At 65.1% G+C, this 13,486-nt stretch carries 15 protein-coding genes; 8 read left to right on the top strand and 7 right to left on the bottom strand.

Annotated features, from left to right (window positions below):
* The first annotated feature begins 3 nt into the window (after positions 1-3).
* Both ilvA and QF047_RS14405 read left to right on the top strand, forming a co-directional pair.
* Entirely contained in the window at positions 4-1,242 is a 1,239-nt protein-coding gene (gene ilvA, locus QF047_RS14410) for a threonine ammonia-lyase (RefSeq protein ID WP_142044464.1), read from the top strand.
* 8 nt (positions 1,243-1,250) lie between these two features.
* Positions 1,251-1,871, top strand: a complete 621-nt coding sequence (locus QF047_RS14405) for a rhomboid family intramembrane serine protease (RefSeq protein ID WP_306638676.1) — start codon at positions 1,251-1,253, stop codon at positions 1,869-1,871.
* A gap of 90 nt (positions 1,872-1,961) precedes the next feature.
* Here the strand turns inward: QF047_RS14405 and greA are convergent, their stop codons facing one another.
* Both greA and QF047_RS14395 read right to left on the bottom strand, forming a co-directional pair.
* Complete coding sequence (greA, locus tag QF047_RS14400) at positions 1,962-2,456, bottom strand: transcription elongation factor GreA (RefSeq protein ID WP_306638677.1); 495 nt, start codon at positions 2,454-2,456, stop codon at positions 1,962-1,964.
* 151 nt (positions 2,457-2,607) lie between these two features.
* Positions 2,608-3,066 (bottom strand): DUF4307 domain-containing protein, encoded by a 459-nt coding sequence (locus QF047_RS14395; protein WP_307278279.1) that lies wholly within the window; start codon positions 3,064-3,066, stop codon positions 2,608-2,610.
* A 124-nt stretch (positions 3,067-3,190) separates the two neighbouring features.
* On the opposite strand from QF047_RS14395, the gene mca reads away from it, so the two are divergent.
* Positions 3,191-4,108 carry a mycothiol conjugate amidase Mca gene (gene mca, locus QF047_RS14390; protein WP_306638679.1) on the top strand — a complete coding sequence of 306 codons (918 nt, stop codon included), beginning with the start codon at positions 3,191-3,193 and terminating at the stop codon, positions 4,106-4,108.
* Between the two features lie 98 nt (positions 4,109-4,206).
* Positions 4,207-4,572: a hypothetical protein gene (locus tag QF047_RS14385; protein WP_307278272.1), complete on the top strand. Its 366-nt coding sequence runs from the start codon at positions 4,207-4,209 to the stop codon at positions 4,570-4,572.
* 4 nt (positions 4,573-4,576) lie between these two features.
* On the opposite strand, the gene QF047_RS14380 is transcribed toward QF047_RS14385, so the two are convergent.
* Complete coding sequence (locus QF047_RS14380; protein WP_373427770.1) at positions 4,577-5,323, bottom strand: hemolysin III family protein; 747 nt, start codon at positions 5,321-5,323, stop codon at positions 4,577-4,579.
* Positions 5,324-5,487: 164 nt separating this feature from the next.
* On the opposite strand from QF047_RS14380, the gene QF047_RS14375 reads away from it, so the two are divergent.
* Together QF047_RS14375 and QF047_RS14370 are read left to right on the top strand one after the other, a co-directional pair.
* The gene (locus QF047_RS14375; RefSeq protein WP_307281961.1) at positions 5,488-6,249 is read left to right on the top strand and encodes an isoprenyl transferase; all 762 of its coding nucleotides are present in this window, start codon (positions 5,488-5,490) and stop codon (positions 6,247-6,249) included.
* Between the two features lie 239 nt (positions 6,250-6,488).
* Positions 6,489-7,907, top strand: a complete 1,419-nt coding sequence (locus QF047_RS14370) for a PhoH family protein (RefSeq protein WP_306638683.1) — start codon at positions 6,489-6,491, stop codon at positions 7,905-7,907.
* A gap of 477 nt (positions 7,908-8,384) precedes the next feature.
* On the opposite strand, the gene QF047_RS14365 is transcribed toward QF047_RS14370, so the two are convergent.
* A complete protein-coding gene (locus QF047_RS14365) occupies positions 8,385-9,032 on the bottom strand; it encodes a GNAT family N-acetyltransferase (RefSeq protein WP_307278266.1) in 648 nt (215 codons plus the stop codon).
* Positions 9,033-9,073: 41 nt separating this feature from the next.
* Complete coding sequence (locus QF047_RS14360) at positions 9,074-9,865, bottom strand: hypothetical protein (RefSeq protein WP_307278264.1); 792 nt, start codon at positions 9,863-9,865, stop codon at positions 9,074-9,076.
* A gap of 58 nt (positions 9,866-9,923) precedes the next feature.
* Between QF047_RS14360 and QF047_RS14355 the strand changes: the two genes are divergently transcribed.
* Together QF047_RS14355 and QF047_RS14350 are read left to right on the top strand one after the other, a co-directional pair.
* Complete coding sequence (locus QF047_RS14355; protein ID WP_307278262.1) at positions 9,924-10,478, top strand: A24 family peptidase; 555 nt, start codon at positions 9,924-9,926, stop codon at positions 10,476-10,478.
* Positions 10,479-10,524: 46 nt separating this feature from the next.
* Positions 10,525-10,995, top strand: coding sequence for an NUDIX domain-containing protein (locus QF047_RS14350; protein WP_307278259.1), 471 nt, complete (start codon positions 10,525-10,527; stop codon positions 10,993-10,995).
* A 97-nt stretch (positions 10,996-11,092) separates the two neighbouring features.
* On the opposite strand, the gene QF047_RS14345 is transcribed toward QF047_RS14350, so the two are convergent.
* Both QF047_RS14345 and QF047_RS14340 read right to left on the bottom strand, forming a co-directional pair.
* Positions 11,093-12,775 (bottom strand): MDR family MFS transporter, encoded by a 1,683-nt coding sequence (locus tag QF047_RS14345; RefSeq protein WP_307278256.1) that lies wholly within the window; start codon positions 12,773-12,775, stop codon positions 11,093-11,095.
* On the bottom strand, positions 12,772-13,443 hold the full coding sequence (locus QF047_RS14340; RefSeq protein ID WP_306638689.1) for a TetR/AcrR family transcriptional regulator: 672 nt from the start codon (positions 13,441-13,443) through the stop codon (positions 12,772-12,774). The genes QF047_RS14345 and QF047_RS14340 overlap by 4 nt, the downstream gene beginning before the upstream one ends.
* Between the last annotated feature and the right edge of the window lie 43 nt (positions 13,444-13,486).

Genomic DNA, 13,486 nt, shown 5'->3' with positions numbered 1-13,486 from the left:
TCCGTGAACATCCTTGAAACCCTTCCCGTCACGCTGGACGATGTCCTGGAGGCGCAGAAGTTGCTTGACGGGATTATTGCGCGGACCCCGGTGGAATCATCACGCGCACTGGGCAAGCTCGTGGGCGGAGACGTCTACTTCAAGTGCGAGAACCTGCAGCGCGCAGGCTCGTTCAAGGTCCGCGGCGCCTACGTCCGGATGGCCCGCCTGTCGCCGGAAGAAAAGAAGCGCGGCGTGGTGGCCGCTTCTGCAGGCAACCACGCCCAAGGCGTCGCAGTGGCCGCCAAGAGCCTGGGGATCAAAGCCCGCATCTACATGCCGCTCGGGGTGGCCCTGCCCAAGCTCGCCGCCACCCGCAGCCATGGTGCGGAGGTCATCCTGCACGGACACAATGTGGACGAGGCGCTGGCTGAAGCCCAGCGCTACAGCAACGAGACCGGCACAGTCTTTGTCCACCCGTTCGACAACGTGGACGTTGTTGCCGGGCAGGGAACACTGGGACTGGAAATATTGGAGCAGGTGCCGAACGTGGACACCGTCCTCATGGGCGTCGGCGGCGGGGGACTCCTGGCCGGTGTCGCCGTCGCCATCAAAGCACGCGCCAAGGAACTGGGCCGGGAAATCCGCATCATCGGCGTGCAGGCGGAGAACGCCGCAGCCTACCCGCCCTCACTCGCTGCTGATGCACTGGTGCCCCTGAAAAAGGTATCCACCATGGCCGACGGCATTGCCGTGGGCCGGCCCGGCCAGCTGCCCTTCAGCATCATCCGTGAGTTGGTGGACGATGTGGTGACGGTCAGCGAGGACTCCCTGGCACGCGCCCTGATTTTCCTGCTCGAGCGGGCGAAGATGGTGGTTGAGCCGGCCGGTGCCGTAGGTGTGGCCGCCCTCATGGACGGCAAGATCGAAAATCCCGGAACCACCGCAGTGGTCCTCTCGGGCGGCAACATCGACCCCATGCTGATGCTGAAGGTCATCCAGCGCGGCCTCTCCGCCGCGGGCCGCTACATGACTGTCCGCATGATGCTCGACGACCGCCCGGGTTCGCTGGCCACCATCGCCAGGATCATCGCCGAGAACGACGCGAACGTCACCGGCCTGGACCACACACGCGTGGGCGGGTCAATCAGCATGGGGGATGTCTCCATCACCGTCAACCTGGAAACCAAGGGCCACGAGCACGGCGAGCAGGTGCTCAGCGCGCTCCGGGCCGAGGGTTTCCAGCCCATCGTGGTGCACTAGGAGGCCTGATGGCCGGACTGACGGACAACAGGGGTTTCGGAGACCGGCGCACCATTGCCGCCCGGGCAAAAGGCGGGCTGCTGGTGCTGGGCAGCTTTGTGGCGCTCCTCTTTGCCATCGAACTGTTCAATGCGCTGATGCTGCGCTCGCTCAACCGGACGTTCGGGCTGCGGCCCCGGAGCGCCGACGGGCTGCTGGACATCTTCACCTTCCCGCTCCTGCACGCCAACCTGAACCATCTGTTGTCCAACAGCCTGCCGCTGATAATTTTCGGCTTCCTGGTCTTCCTGTCCGGACTGCGGGTCTTCCTGACGGCCCTGGCCTTCAGCTGGCTCGGATCGGGACTGACAGTCTGGCTGATCGGAACCGCCGGAATCACCGTGGGTTCCTCGGGCCTCGTTTTCGGACTGTTCGCCTTCCTGCTGGTCCGCGGGTTTTTCAACCGCAGCTGGCGCCAGATCCTCCTGGCAGTTGTGCTGTTCATGGGCTACGGGAGCATCCTGCTGGGTGTACTGCCGTTTGTTACCAACTACGTCTCCTGGCAGGCCCACCTCGGAGGTGCTGCCGGGGGAGTGGTGGCGGCGCTGCTCCTTCGCCCCCGCGGGGCCGGGGCGGGCAACGACTTCTGACCGCCGTCGATATCCCCGGACAGTTCTGAACCCAAAGCAAAAGCGCCGGCCGCCCCTCGGGGCGGCCGGCGCTTTTGTCTGTTCTTGCCGCTATCCGGCGTACGGCTTGGCGGAAAGGATCTCTACTTTGATGTCCTTGCCGTTGGGCGCCGTGTAGCTGAGCGTCTCGCCTTCCTTGTGGCCAAGGATGGCAGCGCCCAGCGGTGACTTTTCGCTGAAGACGTCGATATCGGAATCGCCGGCGATTTCACGGGAGCCGAGCAGGAAGGTTTCTTCGTCACCGGCGATCCTGGCAACCACGATCATGCCGGGCTCCACGATTCCGTCATCGGCCGGAGCCTCACCCACGTGGGCATCGCGGAGCAGCACCGTCAGCTGGCGGATACGGGCTTCGATCTTGCCCTGTTCCTCCTTGGCGGCGTGGTAGCCGCCGTTTTCCTTCAGGTCACCCTCCTGCCGGGCTGCTTCAATCTTCTGGACGATCTCTGCCCGGCCAGGGCCGGAAAGGTGGTCCAGCTCTGCCTTCAGGCGGTCAAAAGCTTCCTGGGTAAGCCAGGCTGCAGCTGCGCTGTTGGTGGTAGACACGGACTTCTCCTCTAATGGTCCTACATGCAAAAGACCCCGCCACGGTGGCCACTTGTGGAACAGTAACCAGCTCAGCGGGGTAAAGGTATTGCTCCATTGTAGTCAATCCCGTGGGTTTAACCGAACCTGGGAGCGGCGCGGATCACATCTTTCAGCCCGGGTTGCCCGGAATCCAGCAGCTGTCCACCACGCCGGAGACGGAAAGGGACTCTGTACGGACCGGAACCCGTTGCGAAACGGTCCGGCCGCCGTCGGCTGTTTCCTCAGCCTCTGACGGCGGGATGTCAACGACTTTCCAGCCCACGACGGCGAACTTGGAGTCCAGCGCCTTGATGGCGCACTGGACGGCCGTTCCCGGCTCCCTTGTGACCTGGAAGTCCACCTCGGCCAGCGTGGCGTCCGCGGTGGCATAGCCGATGTCTTTGAAGCTCACGGTGGTGAGGGAGTTCGATGTGGAGACCCAGGCCATGAATCCGATCCCTGCGGCCAGTGCAGCACCGCCGATGGCCCGCTTTGAAGCAGGGGAGAGCCTGCGCTTTTGGGCGCCATAACGATTGGCTAGGCTAGTGTTCGCGGGCTCGGATGGGGCCGGCTGGTCCGGGGAAGTCACCAGACCAGTTTAGTGCCCATCCGCGGGGGCCTTCCCGTCCGGCGGAGCGCCGGTTTAGCGGCCCCGCTCAGCGATACGAACAGCAGCCATAAGCCGCAACTAAGAATAGAGGAGCAGTCCTTCGATGACAGCGTCCAGCAACACCCCGAAGTGGGAGCACGGCCCGCTCCGGCTGCTCGCCGTCCATGCCCACCCGGATGACGAGTCCAGCAAGGGTGCTGCCACCATGGCGAAGTACGCTGCCTCAGGCGTGGAAGTCATGGTGGCCACCTGCACTGACGGGTCACGCGGGGACATCCAGAACCCGGCAGTGGAAGGGGAGCCGCACCCCAAGCGGGACATGGCCGGTGCGCGGCGCTTGGAAATGGAGCGGGCCGCCGCGATCCTGGGCATCAAGCAGCGGTGGCTGGGCTTTGTGGACTCGGGCCTGCCCGAGGGCGATCCGCTGCCGCCCTTGCCGGCGGGATCTTTCGCCACGCTGCCGCTGCATCACGCTGCTGCCCCGCTGGTACGCCTGGTCCGGTCCTTCAAGCCGCATGTGATCCTGAGCTACGACGAAAACGGCGGTTACCCCCACCCGGACCACATCATGGCCCACCGCGTGGCCGTTGAAGCCTTCGACGCCGCGGGTGATCCGACGCGCTACCCGGAGGCGGGCGAACCGTGGGAGCCGGGGAAGCTGTACTACGACCGGGCCTTCAGCCCCGAGCGTTTCCGTGCCCTTCATTTCGCCCTGGAGGAGGCCGGCCTTCAATCGCCGTACGCGGAGCGGCTCGCCGCGTGGCTGGAGTCCGACGCCGAAGGCCACACTCCGCCGCCGGCCCCCCACCCCACCACCACCCAGGTGGACTGCGGCGACTTCTTTGAAGTGCGCGACGACGCCTTGCGGGCGCACAGGACACAGGTGGACCCGCTGGGGTTCTTCTTCGCTGTCTCCCCGGAGATGCAGCGCCGGGCGTGGCCGTGGGAGGACTATTCGCTGATCAGCTCCCGGGTGCAGTCTGAGCTGCCGGAGAAGGACCTGTTCGCGGGGCTAAGATAGAACCGGCAGGCAATTTCTATGCCGCGTAGAAGAAGTGCCCGGACCAGGGCTGCTGTATCTGCTGCCTGCTGACACCCGTTCCATAGAAGGTATTCAACGTGCAACGTCTGCTCCTCAGCCTGGCCACCACCCCCACGCCCCAGCCCACGCCGTCACTGCGCGAGGGAATTACGCAGGACCAGGTCACGCCAGGGCTCCTGGGCTTTATTATGACGGCATTTTTTGTGGTGGCCACGGCATTGCTCATTGTGGACATGGTCCGGCGGATCCGGCGCGTCCGCTACCGCGCGCAGGTGGAGGAAGAGCGCATTGCGGCTGCTTCGGCAGCTGACATCGAAGCGGCAGAGGCTGCCGAGGCGGGATCTGCCGTGGCGGGGCCTGCGGCAGATCCAGAGGCCGGCGATTCCTTCCAGGGACCGGCCGACGGCGGCGCGGACGCGGGTCCCGGCAGCCGCCGCCAGTAACTGGCTAGCTGAGCACGGCCAGGGTTATTGCCGCGAAGTGCGCGGCGAAGGCAACCACGGTCAGCGCATGGAACAGTTCGTGGAAGCCAAAGTGGTGGTAGCTGAAGTTCGGCTTCTTCAGCGCGTAAAAGACCGCCCCGGTGATGTAGAGCGCCCCGCCCACGCAGATGAGGACGGCGGCAGGAATGTTCGCCTGGAAGAACTGCGGAAGATAGAACAGCGATCCGCAACCCAGGGCGATGTAGATCGGAACATAGAGCCAGCGCGGCGCATCCGTCCACAGCAGCCGGAACAGCACGCCCAGTACGGCGCCGGACCAGATGACCCAGAGGAGCAGGACGGCCTGGGGCCTTTCCAGGAGGGTCCAGGCCAGTGGCGTGTAGGTCCCTGCGATCACCAGCATGATGTTGGTGTGGTCCAGCCGTTTGAGGACCATCTTCACCTTCGGGGACCAGTTGCCGCGATGGTAAACGGCGCTGATGCCGAACAGCAGCACCCCCGTGGCGGCAAAGACTGATGAGGTGACCTTGCGGTCCATCGTCGGGGCCAGCGCCACGAGGACGATGCCGGCCACCAGGGCCAGCGGAGCGGTCACTGTATGGATCCAGCCGCGCCACTTGGGCTTGATCATCAGGAGCTCGGCCAACCGGACTGCGGCCTCGTCCGCAGCGTTCGTTGCGGGGCTGTTTCCGGCGCTTGTCTTGCCGTTCTGTTGCGGCGTCCGGGGAGCGTCCGGGGTGTCGCTGTTCATTGCTCCAGAATAACTTACGCCTCAGTAAGTTACCTGCGAGTAGCAATGGAGGTGCATGCGATTCCGGTCCGGCCAGCACCGCCAGCACCGCCAGTGCCGCTGCGGACGGTAGCCTAGGATGTGCAAAGCGGAACGTACAGCAAGGAAGTCAGGTGAGAGAGCGCGTGGAGTTGCCCGGGTTCCTCTACGGCTTTTATGAGCGAAGGCTGCTCAAGGACCTGTCCCGCGACCGCATTCCCCGGCACATCGGCGTGATGGTGGACGGCAACCGGCGCTGGGCCAAACAGTTCAATGCCCCCACCAGCCAGGGCCACCAGGCGGGCGCGGACAAAATCCACGAGTTCCTTGGCTGGTGCCAGGAGCTCGGGATCAAGGTGGTCACGCTGTACATGCTTTCCACGGACAACATGAGCAGGTCCAGTGAAGAGCTTGACCTGCTGATGGGCATTATCGCCAACACCCTGGACCGGCTGGACGAGGACGCCAACATTTCCGTGCAGGCCATGGGTGCCCCTGAGCTGTTGCCGGACTACCTGGGCCAGCGGCTTAACAAGCTGACCTCGCGCACCCCGGTCCGGGAAAAAATCCATGTCAACGTGGCCGTGGGGTATGGCGGCCGCCGGGAGATTGTTGATGCGGTACGCGAACTGCTGCACGACGCCGTGGCGCAGGGCAAGGACATCAGCAAGCTGGCAGACGAACTTTGCGTGGACGACATCTCCCGGTTCCTCTACACGCGCGGCCAGCCCGATCCGGACCTGGTGATCCGCACCTCCGGCGAGCAGCGCCTCTCCGGGTTCCTGATGTGGCAGAGCGCCTACAGCGAGTTCTATTTCTGCGAGGCGTTGTGGCCCGCCTTCCGCAAGGTGGATTTCCTGCGTGCCCTCCGTGATTACGCCGGCAGGCAGCGGCGCTTCGGAGCCTGACCCGCCCGGTTTACCGGGTGTTCACGCATCAGCAACAGGAATCGCCGCGTAATGGTTGCGGAAATTACTTCGGATGGATTTACGTTATATCCATCAGCAGGCAAAACCGCCGGCTGATCGGGGAGGCCAGTACATGGAGCGAGACATCGCGCCGGTTGTATGGGAGGCCGGACCCGGCCTCATGGCCGAGCCGGCTCACCACTAACACATCCGGGCTTGCGCCCGGGGCTGGAGTCGATGTGGCTACTTCTGAACAACTGCCCGCGGTCCTTTCAGACCAGGGAGAGAAAGCTACCTCTCGCGCCATGCGAGCCACCTTGGAAACCGGTGCAGCGGAAGACGCTGCGGCCGGTTTTGCTGTTTCTGGAAGGGAAGCCACCATCCACACCTTTGTGATCGACACCTCCGTCCTGCTCTCCGACCCCCGTGCGTTGCTCCGCTTTGCCGAACATGAGGTCATCGTGCCGGTTGTGGTCATCACCGAGCTTGAGGCCAAGCGGCACGATCCCGAACTGGGCTACTTCGCCCGGAAGGCACTGCGGCTCCTCGACGACCTGCGGATCAAACACGGCGGCCTGAACCGGCCCATTCCCATCGGTGACGACGGCGGCACCCTCGAGGTGGAACTGAACCACATTTCCTCAGAGGTGCTTCCGCTGGGTTTCCGCAGCGGAGACAACGACAGCCGCATCCTCGCCGTCGCGAAGAATCTAGCGAATGAAGGCCGGAACGTCACCGTTGTGTCCAAGGACCTGCCGATGCGCGTCAAAGCCTCGGCGATGGGGCTCACCGCCGACGAGTACCGCAACGAGCTGGTAAAGGACTCAGGCTGGACCGGGGTGGCCGAGGTGGAAGCCGGCGAACAGGAAATCAACACGCTCTACGGGCACGAGCCCGTCTTTATCCCGGCGGCCGCTGAGCTGCCGGTCAACACCGGACTGGTCCTCCTGTCCAACCGGGGCTCGGCCCTCGGCCGTGTCGGCCCCGACAAGCAGGTCCGCCTGGTGAAAGGTGACCGCGACGTTTTCGGCCTGCACGGACGGTCCGCGGAACAGCGGCTGGCCATCGACATGCTGATGGATCCCGCCGTCGGGATCGTGTCCATCGGCGGCCGGGCCGGAACCGGCAAGTCGGCGCTTGCCCTGTGCGCCGGCCTGGAGGCGGTGCTGGAGCGCCGCGAGCACCGCAAGGTGATCGTGTTCCGGCCGCTCTACGCGGTGGGCGGACAGGAGCTCGGCTACCTCCCCGGTTCCGAGTCCGAAAAAATGAACCCTTGGGCGCAGGCTGTTTTTGACACCCTCGGCGCACTGGTGAGCCAGGAGGTGGTGGAGGAGGTCATGGACCGCGGCATGCTTGAGGTCATGCCCCTCACCCACATCCGCGGCCGCTCGCTCCACGATGCTTTTGTGATCGTGGACGAGGCCCAGTCGCTTGAAAAGAATGTCCTGCTCACGGTCATGAGCCGCATCGGCCAGAACTCGAAGATCGTCCTCACCCACGACGTCGCCCAGCGCGACAACCTCCGCGTCGGACGCCACGACGGAATCGCCGCCGTCGTCGAAACCCTGAAAGGACACCCGCTCTTCGGCCACATCACCCTGACCCGCTCAGAGCGCTCACCCATCGCAGCCCTGGTAACAGAACTCCTCGAAGGCTAAGTCACCTGGGCAAGGGGCCGTGGCCAGGTTCGCCGGGCCACGGCCCTTGTGCGTGCCCATGCCAGGTTCTGCGGGCGAGGTCCTTAGCCGGGCCACGGCCTTAGAGCGTGTCCGTGTTTGGCTTCGTCCGGTCCGAGTCCTTCGCCGTCGCTTAGACACCTCCCGGCGCGCCGCTACGGTCGCTGGGCGACCTGCACGCCGCTATGGTCGGCGATGCGCTCCTACACGAAGCACTCGGACCGGCCGCGTGCCTAGGCGCGCCTTGGGCGCCAACAGGCACAAGGCGGGTTACGGGCCTTCTCGTAGGAGCGCATCGCGAAGCATCGGCCGCTGGAGGTCGCTCAGCGACCGAAGGCGGCCCTATGCGTCGTGTCTAAGCGACGGAGAAGGACCGTGGCCCGACGAACCTAGCCACGGACGCACACCCCAGCGACGGCGAAGTGCTGGGGGCGGACGAACCCGGCAACAGTGAGGCACTCAGGTGATCTTCAGGAACGCCGCCGCGGCTTCGTGGCCCTGAACCTCCAGGGTCCAGTCGGGGCGTTTGAATGTCTGCGGGGTGAGGCGGACGTGCTGGACTGTTTCTGCCTTGGTGCCCCAGGCTTTCCGGGTGGTGCCGTTGAGTTCGTAGCCGAGGGAGCGGGAGACGCCGAGGGAGGCTTCGTTCCAGGCGGCGGCCTCGGATTCTGCGACTTCGGCGCCCAGCCAGTCAAAGGCCCAGAGTGCGACGGCGCTGCGCATCTCCTTGCCGAAGCCGCGGCCCTGTACGGACTGCTTCAGCCACGATCCGGTGCTGACTGTCCTGAGGGCGGCGAAGTCCTTGGCCCCGACGTCCTGGCAGCCGATGAATCGGCCTTCGTGCCAGATGCCGAGGAGCAGTGTCCACGATTCCGGGGTGCATTCGGCGCGGCACCGCCAGTACCAGCGGGCCATCTTGGGGCCCAACTCCTCCTCCGGCAACTCTGTCCAGGGGGTGCTGAACGGGTTCCTGCCTGCGTCGTGGATCCCGCTGTGGGCGGCTTCCACTGCCGGCGCGATGTCCTCATCCAGGATGGGGCGCAGCTCCAGCCGCGGCGTGGTCAGCTTTAGCTCGAACAGCGGCCAGATGGAGCTTGGGGTAGTCATCCGCGAAGCCTAGCGGATCGGCGACGACGGATCTGTCACGCTCAGGCCGGGATGTCCCAACTGATATGCCGCCGGACATCGGTGAGGTTCATGGACTGGGCCAGGAAGAGATCGTCGAGCATGTACTCGTCGACGGCGATGATGCGCAGCCAATGCCCGTGTTCTTCCGCCCCGGGTTCCAGCGATTGGCTTGCCACGCACACACCCGTGCCCAGGTCCACCCGGATCCGTGACTTTCCCGGCAGGCACAACGGCGCCGCGGGATGCGCGGGATGGTAAGTGGGGGTGGGGGCCACCACTGCTTCCAGGACCGGACGGCCCTCATGCTCCCGCTGGCTGACCCCGTGCACTTCCACGGTATTGCTGCCGGGGAATTCGATGGGCACCGGGGCGTTGCCGGCCAGTTCCACCGGGTCCAGGGCCGCGGAAAACCGTCCGTTTCCGAATCCCGGCTCGCCGTAGGCTGCTTCCGGCCGGCGGCGCACGAGGCCCTGGCCGTCGTAGACGGGCGTGACCAGATGCGGCGGGAGGAGCCAGGACTTCCGGGTGGCACTGACGTACAAGCCGTCCTTGGAATCGTTGATTCCGGTGGTGCTGTGCAGGACAAGTCCGTCCTCGGTTTCGAGCCGGAGTGCGCCCGGGCGGCGCAGCCATGCCCGCACCAGGGGTGCTGCCGGGCTGGGTGCCTCGGCGAAGGGCTCATCCCAGTATTCAAAGCGCAGGGACTGCCACTTCCAGGGGGAGGACCTGCAAAGATTTCGGAACATGGCCGGATCCGCGGCGGCTGAACTGCTGTCCGGAGTCGTCCGGTGACGGGAGTCCCAGGTCGCCATATCCACAGTTTACGCGCGGGCGCTGCAGGGGCCAGCGGAAATCCAGTAGCATCCGAGGGTGATCCAACGACTGGGCGAACTATGGCAGCACACTCCGCCGGCCTTTTGGCTGGTGCTTGCTGCTTGTGCCTACTTCGTGGTGATGGCTGTCAGGCTCACCGTTATCGACGTCCGGCATCACCTCCTGCCCAACCGTATCGTCTTCCCGTCTTACGCCGTGGCCGGTGCACTCCTGCTCGCGGCGGCAGTTTTTGCCGGGGCGGGAATCGGCGCGGTCCAAAGTACTGGTGGTTCGCTGGCCGGCCTGATGGCGGTGCCGGCCCTCCGGATCCTGGCCGGTGGGGCCATCCTGTGGCTTTTCTACTTCCTGCTCCGGTTTGTGTACCCGCCGGGGATGGGATTCGGCGACGTGAAACTGGCCGGAGTCCTGGGCATGTATCTTGGCTATCTTGGCTGGGGCCACCTGTTTGCCGGTACCTTCCTGGCGTTCCTGCTGGGCGGCCTGTGGTCCCTTGCCTTGCTCGCCGCGCGCAGGGGGACCCTGAAATCGTCCATTCCGTTCGGGCCATTTATGCTCGCCGGCGCCGCGGCGGCGATGCTGCTGCCCGCCTGAAAGGCCGGACCAGCCTGGGGCGCAGGCAGTTCGGTAGGCTGGCTTAATGCCTGCGCCTGACTACGTCCTGAAACTCCGCAAGAAAATCGGCAACGATCCCCTCTGGGTCCCCGGCGTCCGGGGCGTGGTGGTTGATGACGCCGGCCGCGTCCTGCTGGCCCGGCGGGCGGACAACAGGCAGTGGGCCCTGATCAGCGGAATGCTCGATCCGGGGGAGCAGCCGGCGAGCGGCCTGGTGCGGGAGATTTTCGAGGAGACGGCGGTGGTGGCCGAACCGGAGCGCGTTGTCTCCGTCGGCGCGGTGGGTCCCATCACCTATCCAAACGGCGACGTCTGCGAGTTCCTGGATGTGGTGTTCCTGTGCCGCTACGTCTCGGGAACGGCCCGGGTGAATGATGACGAATCGATCGCCGTCGGCTGGTTCGGCCTGGATGAACTCCCCGACCTCATGGCCGGGCACCTCACCAGCATCCATCGTGCCCTCGCCCCGGCCGAAGCTGCCCATTTCGAACCGTGACCGCACACCCCCCGGCCTAGGGTCCGGGCGGAGAACAGGGCCGCCGCAACCCCCAGGATTGCGGCGACCCTCGCGGCGGTCCGGACGACGACGGCGGTCAGTTGCGCTGGGAGACCAGCTCGCCGTCGTCGTCCTTGACGCTGTCCTGAACCCCGGCGGCTTCCGTCGTGACCGCAGCAGCGGCAGCCAGCCCGGCGGCGAGGCGCTCAGCCTCCTCACCACCGACGGCTTCGCCGCGGGCCACCATACCGGCGGTGTCCGAGAGCGGGATCTGCTTCAGCGTCAGCGCCAGGAGCAGCGCCACGGCGATGAACGGGATGAGGTACCAGAACACCGGGGCGAGCGACCCGGCATAGGCGTTGACGATAGCATCGCGCAGCTGCTCCGGAAGCTGGTTCAGCGCCTGCGGATCCAGGGTGCTGGTGGACTGCGATGCCTGCTCGGCGGACGCGCCGGCGCCGGTAAAGGCGCGGGTCAGGGACTCGGAGAGCCGGTTGGTGAAGATCGAGCCGAAGATGGCCACGCCCATGGCCGCGCCGACCTCACGGAAGTAGTTGTTGGTGCTGGTGGCGGTGCCGATCTGGTCGGCCGGGACGGAGTTCTGCACCACCAGGACCACCACCTGCATGATCAGGCCCAGGCCGGCGCCGAAGAGGAACAGCTGGACACAGATGACCCAGATGGGGGTACTGGCGGCGAGGGTGGTCATCCAGAGCATGGCAACCATCGTGAAGGCGGCGCCCAGGATGGGGTACATCTTGTACTTGCCGGTTTTGGAGATCCGGATGCCCGAATAGATGGAGGTTCCCATCAGGCCCGCCATCATGGGCAGCATCAGCAGGCCGGACTCGGCCGCGGAGGTGCCCGAGGACATCTGCAGGAACGTGGGGACGAAGGCGATCGCGGAGAACATGCCCAGGCCGAGCGTTAAGCCGATGGCCGTGGCGTTGACGAAGATCCGGTTGCGGAACAGGCTGAGGGGGATGATGGGGTCCTCGGCGCGCCGCTCCACCATCACGAAGGCAGCGGCGGACAGGACCAAGCCGGCCCCGAAGGCCCAGGTGAGTGGCGAATCCCAGCCTTCGTCCTTCTTGCCGCCGAAGTCGGTGAAGAAGATCAGGCAGGTAGTGGCAGCAGAGAGCAGCACAACGCCCAGGATGTCGATCCGCTTTTCGGCCTTCTTGTTGGGCAGCGTCAGCGTGAACCAGGCAATGGCAAACGCGGCGATGCCGATGGGGATGTTGATGTAGAAGGCCCATTCCCAGGTCAGGTGGTCAACAAAGAAGCCACCCAGCAGGGGACCGGCCACCGCGGAAAGGCCGAAGATCGCGCCCAGCGGGCCCATGTATTTGCCGCGGTCCTTGGCGGGCACGATGTCGGCGATGATGGCCTGCGAGAGGATCATGAGTCCGCCGCCGCCCAGGCCCTGGATGGCGCGGAAGACCACGAAGCCCCAGAAATCGGTGGCAAGGGCGCAACCCACGGATGCGAGCGTGAAGAGGGCGATGGCTATCAGGAACAGGTTGCGCCTGCCGAGGACGTCACCGAATTTGCCGTAGATGGGCATCACGATGGTAGTGGCCAGCAGGTACGCGGTGGTGATCCAGGCCTGGTGCTCCACCCCGCCCAGCTTGCCCACGATTGTGGGCATGGCCGTCGAGACGATGGTCTGGTCCAGGCTGGACAGCAGCATTCCGGCGATCAGCGCGGAGAAGATGATCCAGATGCGTTTCTGGGTCAGCAGCAGGGGACCCGCTGGTGGCTTGGTGGCGATACTCATGGTTGTCCTTCTGCGGCGGTGGTTTCCGGCTGTTCGAATGGCTGGGAGAAGAGGAGGCTGGCTGCAGAAATGTTCTCCATCAGCAGCTCTTTGTAGGGGCGGGTGTTGCCGTCGGCGAAGTAGGCCATGCTGCTTTTCCGGGCGATGGTGCTGAGCAGCGCGACGGCCATCTGGACCACAGGGTGGTCAGTGGCGACGCCTTCCCGCTGGGCCACGTCACGGGCAAACTGCGCTTCCCGCCGCTCAGTGACTCCAATAAGGCGGAGGATCAGCTGCGGCTCCTTTTTGACCACAGCGATCAGCTGGCGGGTTTCCTCCTCCGAGGCCTCCATATCCTCGGACAGCCGCAATGAAAGCCGGACGAGGTCCCGGAAGAGAGTGGAGGACATTTCTCCCGGCGGTGAGGAGGCGCCGCCGTTGATGAACTCCTGGAGGATGTCAGCGGGCATGTCGTCGTCCGCGTGTCCGATCACGGCGTCTTCCTTGGCCGGAAAGTAGTTGAAGAACGTGCGGCGGGAGATGTCGGCGCGCTCGCAGACTTCCTCGACGGTGTAGCCGTTCAGGCCGCGCTCAGCAGTCAGGGCGCGGGCGGCAGCAGTAATGGCCGCCCGGGTTGCGGCGCGTTTCCGTTCACGGAGCCCGCCTTCGATTACTGCACTATCATTCACAAAGTAAAGTTTTGCACTATTTCTCGCTCAGTGCAAGTTTCCT

Source organism: Arthrobacter sp. W4I7 (genome assembly GCF_030816215.1).
In the GTDB taxonomy this organism is placed as follows: Bacteria; Actinomycetota; Actinomycetes; order Actinomycetales; family Micrococcaceae; genus Arthrobacter; species Arthrobacter siccitolerans_A.
The sequence above is the reverse complement of the archived record's forward strand: the minus strand, read 5'-3'. Positions and strand labels throughout refer to the sequence as shown.

Bases quoted from the DNA above. Each gene is read 5' to 3' on its own strand.
- QF047_RS14365 (WP_307278266.1), bottom strand. From the start codon at position 9,032: ATGACTACCCCAAGCTCCATCTGGCCGCTGTTCGAGCTAAAGCTGACC.
- QF047_RS14380 (WP_373427770.1), bottom strand. From the start codon at position 5,323: ATGAACAGCGACACCCCGGACGCTCCCCGGACGCCGCAACAGAACGGC.
- mca (WP_306638679.1), top strand. From the start codon at position 3,191: ATGACAGCGTCCAGCAACACCCCGAAGTGGGAGCACGGCCCGCTCCGG.
- QF047_RS14345 (WP_307278256.1), bottom strand. From the start codon at position 12,775: ATGAGTATCGCCACCAAGCCACCAGCGGGTCCCCTGCTGCTGACCCAG.
- QF047_RS14405 (WP_306638676.1), top strand. From the start codon at position 1,251: ATGGCCGGACTGACGGACAACAGGGGTTTCGGAGACCGGCGCACCATT.
- QF047_RS14360 (WP_307278264.1), bottom strand. From the start codon at position 9,865: ATGGCGACCTGGGACTCCCGTCACCGGACGACTCCGGACAGCAGTTCA.
- QF047_RS14350 (WP_307278259.1), top strand. From the start codon at position 10,525: ATGCCTGCGCCTGACTACGTCCTGAAACTCCGCAAGAAAATCGGCAAC.